General features: G+C 65.4%; 9 protein-coding genes. 4 read left to right on the top strand and 5 right to left on the bottom strand.

Translation table 11 applies throughout. The annotated features are described in order from the left end of the window. The first annotated feature begins 219 nt into the window (after positions 1-219). Both QYH69_RS06680 and QYH69_RS06675 read left to right on the top strand, forming a co-directional pair. Complete coding sequence (locus QYH69_RS06680) at positions 220-939, top strand: GntR family transcriptional regulator (RefSeq protein WP_308831111.1); 720 nt, start codon at positions 220-222, stop codon at positions 937-939. Between the two features lie 187 nt (positions 940-1,126). Further along, entirely contained in the window at positions 1,127-2,098 is a 972-nt protein-coding gene (locus QYH69_RS06675) for a hypothetical protein (RefSeq protein WP_308831110.1), read from the top strand. A 146-nt stretch (positions 2,099-2,244) separates the two neighbouring features. Here the strand turns inward: QYH69_RS06675 and QYH69_RS06670 are convergent, their stop codons facing one another. Both QYH69_RS06670 and QYH69_RS06665 read right to left on the bottom strand, forming a co-directional pair. Further along, positions 2,245-2,661 carry a DUF302 domain-containing protein gene (locus tag QYH69_RS06670; RefSeq protein WP_308831109.1) on the bottom strand — a complete coding sequence of 139 codons (417 nt, stop codon included), beginning with the start codon at positions 2,659-2,661 and terminating at the stop codon, positions 2,245-2,247. 113 nt (positions 2,662-2,774) lie between these two features. After that, a complete protein-coding gene (locus tag QYH69_RS06665) occupies positions 2,775-3,623 on the bottom strand; it encodes a TlpA disulfide reductase family protein (protein ID WP_308831108.1) in 849 nt (282 codons plus the stop codon). Positions 3,624-3,952: 329 nt separating this feature from the next. On the opposite strand from QYH69_RS06665, the gene QYH69_RS06660 reads away from it, so the two are divergent. Beyond that, positions 3,953-4,570, top strand: a complete 618-nt coding sequence (locus tag QYH69_RS06660; protein ID WP_308831107.1) for a glutathione S-transferase — start codon at positions 3,953-3,955, stop codon at positions 4,568-4,570. A gap of 23 nt (positions 4,571-4,593) precedes the next feature. Further along, positions 4,594-6,825, top strand: coding sequence for a pyridoxamine 5'-phosphate oxidase family protein (locus QYH69_RS06655; RefSeq protein ID WP_308831106.1), 2,232 nt, complete (start codon positions 4,594-4,596; stop codon positions 6,823-6,825). 27 nt (positions 6,826-6,852) lie between these two features. On the opposite strand, the gene QYH69_RS06650 is transcribed toward QYH69_RS06655, so the two are convergent. From QYH69_RS06650 to QYH69_RS06640, 3 genes are all read right to left on the bottom strand, one after another. Next, positions 6,853-8,313, bottom strand: a complete 1,461-nt coding sequence (locus tag QYH69_RS06650; RefSeq protein ID WP_308831105.1) for a mechanosensitive ion channel family protein — start codon at positions 8,311-8,313, stop codon at positions 6,853-6,855. A gap of 324 nt (positions 8,314-8,637) precedes the next feature. After that, entirely contained in the window at positions 8,638-9,048 is a 411-nt protein-coding gene (locus QYH69_RS06645; protein ID WP_308831104.1) for an FKBP-type peptidyl-prolyl cis-trans isomerase, read from the bottom strand. A 102-nt stretch (positions 9,049-9,150) separates the two neighbouring features. Further along, a complete protein-coding gene (locus QYH69_RS06640; protein ID WP_308831103.1) occupies positions 9,151-10,545 on the bottom strand; it encodes a mercuric reductase in 1,395 nt (464 codons plus the stop codon). Positions 10,546-10,748 lie beyond the last annotated feature (203 nt).

Raw genomic sequence — 10,748 nt, 5'->3', positions numbered from 1 at the left:
ATGGAAAGTGTGTGTTTTTAGAAACCTTAGTGTCGACACTTGAACGGAGTATGCGGCGAATTTCTAGTAAACTCAAGCGACACATTGACTAAGTGTCCACACTTTACGTGCGTAACGGTCGAGACAAGCGCTCGGGGCCGCGTGTCTCGGGCCGTTGCCGGTTTGTTAGAATCTGGCCCCGTGCAATGCATCGGCGCCAGTCGAGCGAGGAAACAGACAATGGTCAGGGATGGGGACAAAAACGTGGCGGCGGGCCTCGCTACGGGTACGACGCCGCTTGAGGAAGCCGATTCGCCACGCGTGGCCGAAATCGTCGAATGGGTCGCGCGCGGCATTATCGAAGGACGCCTGAGGCCCGGCGACGACCTCAATTCGGTGGACCTCGCGAGGCGCTTCAGCGTGAGCCGCACGCCGGTGCGCGAGGCGCTTTTCGTGCTGAGCCGCGAAGGGCTCGTCGACTGGTCGCCGCGGCGCCGGCCGCGTGTGTCGACACTCGATATCAAGGATGTACGCGAGATCTATCAGCTGCGCGCGGTGCTGTATGAACAGGTATCCTACGCAATCGTCGCGCAGGCCACCGACGACGACATCGCCGCACTGTGGCGCGCCCACAAGCGTCTCGCCGACGTTGCGGCGCGCGACGACGTGGATGGCTATTTCTGGGCGAATGTCGCATTTCGCGACGAAGAACTGCGCGTCTGCCGCAACAACATCTTCAAGGAAGTGCTCGACACGCTGAAGATGCGCACGAACCGGCTGCGCCATCTGAGCACGTCGTTGCCGGGCCGATTGCAGCGCTCGTGCGCCGATCATCAGCGGCTGTGCGAAGCGTATGAGGAACGCGACGGCACGCTCGCGGCGGCGCTCAACCGCTCGATCGTGCTCGGCGCGCTGCATGCGATCGAGCTCGCGTGGGAGAAGGAACCGGAGAAGTTCTGAATGCGTTGCATACGCAGGCGCGCCCGGTTGCGCCATGTGCATCGTGCGCCCGCTTGCTCATAGCACCACATCGCCGCGCCAATCTCTGAATAAATCACGCTAACGCGCGGCGATCGACCGATCGCGCCGGCCGCGGCCCTGCGACGGCGCGCGACGGGCTTGCGCGCCTTTTCCAGGAGCGTTCGCGATGATCGTCCTTCCCCCGTTGCATGGTCAGATGCATGTCGAGCCAGGCAGGACAGGTTCGGCGGAAATCCCCGCGCCGCTGCGTCGAATCGACACGCAAAGCGTCGAGCGTGTCCACGAGGCACAAGCCGAACATGGGCCGCGCGATGCCGGGACCGCCGCGAGCGGGCCGCGCGGTGCGGCGGGCTTTCGTGGCGCCGGACGGCAGACCGCTGCACCGATGGCTGCCGCCCGCACGAGCAGCGGCATGCTGCCCGATGCATACATCGGCGCGCCGCACGGCGACCTGACATTCGATCCACGGAACGCCCACGTGCTGATGGACGAGTCGAAGCAACAGTATGCGGCGGTCGGAAAACACTACTACGCGATCCGCAACGACCCGGCAAACGGAACGTGGCGCGTGGTTCAGCCACAGGACCCGACCAAACCCGGCATCCCGATCCGGCTTGACCGCGCGGGCGAATGGCGAATCCATCACGACGTCGGCCTGCCGGCCGGACGCCCGCTGCTCACGCGCGCGCAGATAGACAACGATCTACGTGAGACGCGAGCGACACTGGACGATCTGCTAGTCCGGCGCCTCGACGCACGGCAGAACATTCGCGATACGTACGACCTGACCGGCAGATACGAAACGTTTCGGCAGCAGATGCGCGCCGATCAGCAATCGCTACGCGACGATATCGACTTGCAGCAGGGCATGTGCGAGTTTTTCGCACGACAGATCGGGCGTGGCGATGCGGATCCCTCGTATCAGACCGCATTGGACCAGGCAAGGCTTCAGATCGACCGAAGACGCGCATCGATGCGATCGCTGCAGCGATTGATCGACGACGCCGACACGCACATCGGCACCTTGCGCTCGCGTATCGCGGGGACGAGTGCGCAGCTCGATCACATCCGCGAGTCGATCGCGCGGGCCGATCGGCGCATCAACGAACTCACGTCGCAATTGGGCGACTTCGAATAGCGATACGGGCGCGAAGAGCAGCCGCAGCGAATCGATCACCGGGCCACTGGCGTATCAGTGGCCGCCCGGCGTTCGCAGGAACCCGGATCGCGCAACAGGCCACAGGCGCCCGCGCCGCCAGACGGTTCGGGGCCACACGCGATGCGCTACTGCCCCGCCACCGCGCGCAGCAACGCCGGCACCGGCTGCAGCGGCGCAAGCAGCGCTGCGTCGACGCCGTACGCGACGAGCGTCTTCGTCACATCCTGATAGTCGATATGGACATGCCGATCGGCGTCCTCCCACACCACGGCCCTGAGCGGCAACTCGAGCGCCGCATGCGGGCGCGCGGCCATCACCGGCGTGCCGGCCTTCGGATTGCCGAACAGCAGGAGCCGCGTGGGACGCAACGGCATGCCGACGCCGGCAGCCGCTTCGCTCTGGTCGATATCGGCGAACAGCGTGAGTCCGCGCGCCGCAAGCGTGTCGCGCAGGCGCGCGACCGTAGTCGCGAAATCGTATCGACTTTGCAGCGTGACGAGCGATGCGGGACTCGCATCGGGTGTGTCGGCTCGGGCAGTCATGACAGGCTCCAACGAGTAAATGAAAAACATGACCGATGCGGCAAGCGCAACCCGCCGCGCTTTCTGGCTTGCACTGTGCCGCCGTGCATTCCCCGCGTGCGCAGCGCAGCCGTTCATCGCGCGGCCTCCTGCTTTTGGGCCGGCTCGGGCGGATAAAACTGTTCGAGCGCGGCTTCGAACGTCGCACGCGAAAACGGCCCGAGATGCCGCGCAAGCAGCCGGCCGCGCGCATCGTAGAACAGCGTGGTCGGAAAACCGGCCGCTTCGACGGCGCGCGCGACCGCAAGGTTCGGATCGAGCATCGAGTTCGCAATACGAATGCCTTGCGAGTCGAGATAGTCGTCGACCATCGCCTTCGCTTCGCCCTGATTGACGAACACGACGTCGATGCGCGCGTGCTCGGCCTGTGCCCGCGCAAGCACCGGCATCTCGGCCCGGCACGGCGGGCACCACGTCGCCCACAGATTGACGACGAGCGGTTTGCCGTCGTTGCGCGCGAGCGGCTGCAACTGGCCGGCGCTGTCGACGAGCGAAACCTGCGGCACGCTTTGCGGCGCCTGCGCGAATTGAGCGGACGCGCTCGCCGCGCTCCAGGTCGCGACACCGGCCGCCACCGCAATCAACAGCGGCCTGCGCAACGCGCGGCGGCGAAGCATGATCCACGCGAGCACGCATACGCCGGCAGCGGCGCCTGCAAGCAGGTCGAAACCGAGATCGCGGAAATCGAGCATCTTGCCGATGCTGCCTTCATAGCCGGGCAGATAGCGTCCGACGAACGCGAGCCGCGCCACGACGAGCCCGACAATCAGCGTGTTGAAGATCGACTGGTCGATCCTGGCCGAGACGCCCTCGTCGCCGCCCGTTCTGCGTCTGGTCGCAAATCGGCCGGCTGCCAGTGCAGCGACCACGCTCGCAAACAGGATCAGCGGCCCTGCCGGCAGTGAAACGAATCCGAGATTCATCGGTAACCACGCCTCGTCGAGGAATAAAGAAGCCCGCTTCGAGTGTAGCCGCGCGCGACGCGCCGCGGCATGCCCGAACGGATCATCGATATGCTTGCGCGGCTCAGACGCGCGGCAGCGGGCTGCCACGATCGACCGCCATCAGCCGCAACAGGCCGCAACCGGCGCGACAGGCCGCTCACGCCCGTCCGACGGGCTTCCCGCGCATTCTTCTCGTAACGAGAAAAATGCTTTGGGCTCGCCGCGTATTCAGAATTGCGCGCCCCGTTCCTACACTGCCTACGAGCGATCCGGATTGTCCGGACCGTCCATCAAACACGAGACCGCCCATGAAACTGTATTACCACCCACTGTCCGGACATTCGCACCGCGCCCATCTGGGTCTGTCGCTGCTCGGTATTCCGCACGACCTGATCGAAGTGAATCTGGCGGAAGCCGAACATAAATCGCCGGCATTTCTGAAGCTGAACCCGTTCGGACAGATTCCCGTGCTGATCGATGGCGACACGGTGATTGCAGATTCGAACGCGATTCTCATCTACGCGGTGCGCAAGTTCGGCAAGACCGACTGGCTGCCGCAGACGCCGGCCGGAGAAGCCGCGGTGCAACGATGGCTGTCGGTGGCGGCGGGCGAGATCGCTTACGGACCGTGCGCCGCGCGTCTGATCACGGTGTTCGGCCGCGCCTTCAACGCCGACGAAGTGATTGCGCGCGCACACCGCGTTCTGGGCCTGATCGACGAGACGCTGACGGGTCGCGCATTCATCACCGGCGAGGCGCCGACGATCGCCGACATCGCGCTATACAGCTACATCTTCGGCGCGCCCGAAGGCAACGTCGATCTGTCCGGTTACCCGCAGGTGCTCGCATGGCTCGCGCGCATCCAGGCATTGCCTGGCTTCGTCGAGTTCAAGGAGTCGGCGGCCGGACTCAGGGCCACGCAGTAAGAAAGCAACCGCGAAGGAGCGCAATGATGGACATGTCCGCACCCGTTTTGCTCGATGAACCCGGTTCGACCTGGCATGCAGGCGAAGTCGCGCTGCAGCGGCAAGCCGGCGTTGCCGACCGGATGAAGGACCTCGGACGGCGCGTGGTGCGCGACCATATGCCTGACCAGCATCGCGCGTTTTTCGCTCAATTGCCGTTCGTCGCGCTCGGCTCCGTGGACCGCGACGGCGACGTATGGGCAACGTTGGTCGCGGGCAAGCCCGGCTTCGCGCATTCGCCCGATTCGCACCGGCTGCGCGTCGACGCGATGCCGGAGCCGCGCGACCCGGCCGCCGCCGGCGTGCACGAAGGCGCCGCCGTGGCGCTGCTCGGCATCGAACTGCATACGCGCCGGCGCAACCGCATGAACGGCATCGTGCGCGAGTCGAGCGCGGCCGGCTTCGCGGTCGATGTCGGACAAAGTTTCGGCAATTGCCCGCAGTACATCCAGATCCGCAACTTCGCGTTCACGCGCGAGCCGGCGGTGGCGTCCGATGCCGAGCCGGTCATCGGCAACGAACTGACCGAACGCGCGCGCGAGATCATTGCGGCTGCCGATACGTTTTTTGTTGCATCGTATGCGGACCGCGGCGGCGCCGCTGCGGACCACCATGCCGACGGCAGCGGGCGCGGCATCGCGGGCAGCAACCGGGACAGCAACCCGGACAGCGAGGTCAAGCGCGCCGTTGCCGATTTGCGCCGCGAGGTCGACGTGTCGCATCGCGGCGGCAACACGGGCTTCGTGCGCATCGGAGCGGACGGCGTGCTGACCGTTCCCGACTTCGCGGGCAATCTGTTTTTCGCGACGCTCGGCAATATCCTCGCGAACGGCCGCGCGGGCCTCGTGTTCGTCGACTTCGCGACCGGCGACCTGCTGCAGATCACGGGCGACGCCTCGGTCGATGTCGATTCGCCGGAAATTGCCGCATTTCAGGGCGCCGAACGGCTGTGGCGCGTGAAGCCGCGCCGCGTGGTTTACCGTCCGCGCGCGCTGCCGCTGCGCTGGGCGTTCAACGAAGACGGCTGGTCGCTGAACTCGCTGATGACGGGCAATTGGACCGAAGCCGAACGCCGTCTGCAAGCGGCTGCGCTGGCCGATGCATGGCGGCCGTTCAAGGTCGCGCAAATCGTCGACGAAAGCACGACGATCCGGTCGTTTCATCTCGAACCGGTCGACGGCGCCGGCGTGATTCCGCATCAGGCCGGGCAGTATCTGCCGATTCGCGTCGCGCTGCGCGATCAAACGGATGCGCCAGATGCCGCGGGCGCAGCGAAGACGGTGCGCAGGACATACACGATTTCATCGGGGCCGGCCGACGGCGGCTATCGGCTCAGCGTCAAACGCGAAGGCGTGGTCTCGCGCCACCTGCACGACACGCTGCGCGTGGGCAGCGTGATCGAAGCGCGCGCGCCCGCGGGCCGCTTCACGATCGATGCGCATGAAGAGCGCCCTGCCGTGCTGCTCGCGGCCGGCGTCGGCATCACACCGATGGTCGCGATGCTGCGCCATATCGTCTACGAAGGTCTGCGCATGCGGCGCATGCGGCCCACGTGGCTGTTCCAGTCCGCGCGCACACTGCACGAGCGCGCGTTCACCGGCGAAATCGACTATCTCGCGAGCGTGTCCGGCGGCGCGGTGCAGGTGGTTCGCGCCGTGTCGGATCCGCAAGACGGCCGCCGCGGCAAGGACTTCGATCACAGAGGGCGCATCGACCTCGATCTGCTGCGCGCAACGCTGCCGCTCGACGACTACGATTTCTATCTGTGCGGGCCGGCCGGGTTCATGCAATCGCTGTACGACGGCTTGCGCCAGCTCAATATCGCCGACGAGCGGATTCATGCGGAAGCGTTCGGACCGTCGGGGCTCAAGCGCACGCGTGACGGAAAGGCCGCGGCCGCGACGACGCCGCCCGTCGCCGCGCATGCGCCGGCGACCGAACCGACGCGCGTCGTATTTGCGAAGTCCGGCAAGCAGGCGACATGGAACCCGGCCAGCGGTTCGCTGCTGGAATTGGCCGAAGCGCAAGGTTTATCGCCGGAATTCAGTTGCCGCGGCGGTAGCTGCGGAACGTGTCGCACCGCGATTCTCGAGGGCGCGGTCGCCTATGCGAGCGTGCCCGATTTCCCGGCCGGCGAAACCAAAGCGCTGATTTGCTGTGCGGTGCCGGCGCGCACGGAGACTGCCGCCGATGCGCCGCTCGTGCTGGACCTGTAACGCGGCACGCCGAGGCTCAGCGTGCGTTCAGGACGTCAGATCGTGCAGCTTGCGCATGCCGTCGAGCAGCCACTGAAGCACGCCTTGCTCCGTATGCGCGGCGGGCGCCACGGACGACGAAATGCGGCTTAGCTTGTCCTGCCGCCGCGCGAGCAGTTCGCACATTTCTCTCGCGACATCGGGGTTGCGCTTGAGTAGCGGCGTCAAGTCGTCCTTCTTCAACTGGTAGACGACCACGCGGCTCAACGCGGTGACCTCGACGCGTACCGGCATGCCCGCAAGCAGCCCCTGTTCGCCCATCGTGTCGCCGGGTCCGAGCCGCGACACCTCGACCCTGCCGCCGTTCGCATCGTCGAGCGTCACGCTCAGAATGCCCGATTCGACGATCGTCAGACACTCGGGCACGACTTCTTTCGTCAACAGCACGTCGTCGACTTCGTATTCCTTGCGCGTCAAAAGCGGCGCGAGATCGTGCAATTCGTCGCGGCTCAAGGTCGAAAACAGTTCGACGCGCCGCAGCAGCGCCTCGCGCGGATCGTCGATCATCGCCGGCGCGGCCGGCACGCTGAGCGGCCGCAAATCGACCCCCGCGGAAGCGAGATGCCGGTAGCACAGATCGAATAGCTCGTTGGTGACCGACGTCTTCTTGCCCATGTCGTCGACGAAGCCGGTCACTTCGTAGAGCACCGAATTGACGGTGCTGTGCTTCGCCGCCACATACGGCGCCGGGTCCGACATCAGCGACGTGACGCTTCTCACTGCCCGCTCGAGCGCGCCGATCACCGTCGCGGGCCGCTCTTGCGGCGAGATTTCGAGACTGACCTTCACGCCGTGCAGCGCACCGGGCCGGCTGTTATTCGTGATCTTCGTTTTTGCGGCCACCGCATTCGGGACGATCACGACATTGCCCTGCGAGGTCAGGAGATGCGTGGCGCGCCAGTTCATTTCGACGACGCGGCCTTCGACATCGTCGACCGACACCCAGTCGCCGATCTGGTAAGGCTCGGTCGTATTGAGCACAATGCCCGCGAACACGTCGCTCAAGGTGCTTTGAATCGCAAGACCGAGCACGATGGCCAGCGCGCCCGAGGTTGCGACGAGCCCGCGTATCGGCAGCTCGAGCACGAAGCCGAGCGACGCGACGATCGCCGCGAGAAACACGAGCGCGCCGAACACGTCCTGAAAGAGCCGCTGGCGTCGCCACGCGCGCGGCAACAGCAGCGTGTCGAGCGCCTGGCCGAGCAGGCGCGCGCCCATCAACCACCAGATGATTTCGAGCACCTGTCCCAGTACATGCTCCGACATCGAGCCGAAGCCGGGCGCCTGAGTAAACGGGCTCAGGCCCGACGCGAAGAGCACATAGCTGAGCGCCGCGAACAGCAGCAGCCGGACGACGAGCCGCGCGACTTCGTGCGCCGGCAGACGGAATCGCCATACGGCGAGATCGACCGCAAGGATCGCATAGCCGATGATCAAAGGATGGTCCAAGGCGCCTCCATGCGATGAGTGCAACGACGCCGGCCGCAGCCCACCCGATGATCGCCGCGGCGGCAGGCTGCCGCGCGGGTGCGCGACTGCTCACAGTAACACGCGAGACGAGTTTTTCGCTGTATGCCCCGTCGCACGCCGTGTTGCGCAGGACGGAACACGCGCGGCTTGCACGCTCACGGCGATTCGGGGGTGCACAGACGGAGATGCCGATGATCGACGCATGAAGGCCGCATGAGCATTGCTTGAACAACGCCTATGCGGCCTGCGGGATTCGACTGCGGGAATACCGAAACAAACGAACGCGCTCGAGGGCGGCCCGGCTTACTTGACGATGCCGACCAGCTCGACTTCGAAGATCAGGTCGCTGTTCGGCGGAATCACGCCGACGCCGCGCGAACCGTATGCGGTTGCGGCCGGACACGTGAGCTTCGCTTTCTCGCCGACTTTCATCGTCGCGACGCCTTGCGTCCAGCACGGAATCACGCGCGACAGCGGAAACTCGGCCGCACCGCCGTGTTTCGCGGAGCTGTCGAACTCGGTGCCGTTGGTCAGCGTGCCGCGGTAGTTGACGCGCACGACGTCGGCGGCAGTCGGCTGCGGACCGTTGCCCGGCGTCAGATGTTCGACCGTCACGCCGGACGGCAGCTTCTCGGTCGAGCCCTGGGCCGCGCATGCGCTGCCGGCAGCGGTGGCGAAAACGGCGGCGGTCAGCGCGCACAATGCAAATTTCATCAGATTCTCCTCGTGAATGGCCGGCGCTATTGTAGCGAATCGGATCGGGCCGGTTTGAATCACGCGGAGCTTGCACGCGCGCGGTGAAGCGTTGATGAACGCTCAGCCCGCACGCGCCGGCACGTTGCCGAGTAACCGTCCGAGCCCTTCCGCATAGGTGAGGTGTGCGATGACCGCATCGCGCAGCTTCGGATACGGCAGGCCCGCGAGCATCGCCGTCTGCATCGCGGCCATCACCTCGCCGGACTCCGCACCGAGCATCGTGAAGCCGACGATGCGATCGTCGTCGCCGACTAGCACCTTCATGAAGCCAAGCGTTTCATCGGTCGCTTCGCCGCGCAGCACGTGCGCCATCGGCAGCTTGCCGACGCGCACCGGCACCTCGCGGCGCGCGGCTTCGCGTTCGTTGAGGCCGACATGCGCGAGCGGCGGATCGGTGAACATGCAGTACGGCACGAGCCGGTCCTGCGTGCTGCGCGTGCCGCCCGCCATGTTGTCGCGCACGATGCGGAAGTCGTCGACCGAGACATGCGTGAAGTGCGGGCTACCCGCGCATTCGCCGATCGCCCATACGTCCGGCACGCTCGTCTGCAGGCGTTCATTGACGCGAATATAGCCGCGCTCGTCGAGCTCGACGCCGAGCCGGTCGAGCCCGATACCGGCCGTGTTCGGAATGCGCCCGGTCGCAACGAGCAGATGGCTGCCTTCGACGGTTCTTTCGCTGCCGCCCGCACGCGTCGTGACACGCACGTCCTTGCCCGACTTCCCGGTCACCTTCGTGGTCTGCGCATCGAGCAGCAATTCGATGCCTTCGCCGCGCAGAATGTTCTGCACTTCCTCGGCGATATCGGCGTCTTCGCGATGCATCAGATGCGGGTTGTGATCGACGATCGTCACGCGGCTGCCGAAACGCCGCAATGCCTGGGCCATTTCGATACCGATATAGCCGCCGCCGAGCACGATCAGATGTTCGGGCAACTGATCGAGTTCGAGCGCCTCGATATGCGTGAGCGGTTGCGCATCGGCGAGGCCTGGGATGTCGGGTATCGCCGCATGCGAGCCGACGTTGATCACGACCTGAGTGCCGCTTAGCGTGCGCGTGCCGCCTTCGTTGAGCGTCACTTCGATGGTCTTTGGCGAGACAAACTGGCCGCGGCCCATGATCAGTTCCGCCCCGCTCGATTGATAAAACGCCAGATGCGCGGCGTCTTCGCGCGCGATCATCTCGCGCTTGCGCTGCCGGACCTTCGCGAGATCGGTCTTCACGGCGCCCGTGATCGTGCCGAATTCGGCCGCGTGCTGCGCGAGATGCGCGACGCGTGCACTCCAGATTTCGTTCTTGCTCGGCAGACATGCCACCGCCGGACACGAACCGCCGACCCATTGACGCTCGACCACCGCGACGCGCTGGCCCGCATTACCGAGGTGCCACGCGAGCAGCTTGCCGCCCTGACCGCTTCCGAGGATGAGCGTGTCGACCTGTTCCAGTTTGGACATTCCTCTTCTCCGTCGTGACTTCATGAAAAGGCCCGTGCGAATTCAAAACGGGCAGGTCATTGTCGCGGTCCGTTGGCGCGGGTTCTGTACAAAACGCGCCACGTTTAGCGAGATCGCACTTTGCAGGTTCCCGCGCATTTCCAGATTGCGGATCGCGGGTCATCACTGTGCGCTCATTTAGCGGCATTACGTTCTTCGATATC

Source organism: Paraburkholderia sp. SARCC-3016, assembly GCF_031119615.1.
GTDB lineage: Bacteria > Pseudomonadota > Gammaproteobacteria > Burkholderiales > Burkholderiaceae > Paraburkholderia.
Note: the sequence above shows the minus strand (reverse complement) of the source record. Positions and strands in the feature narration are given on the sequence as shown.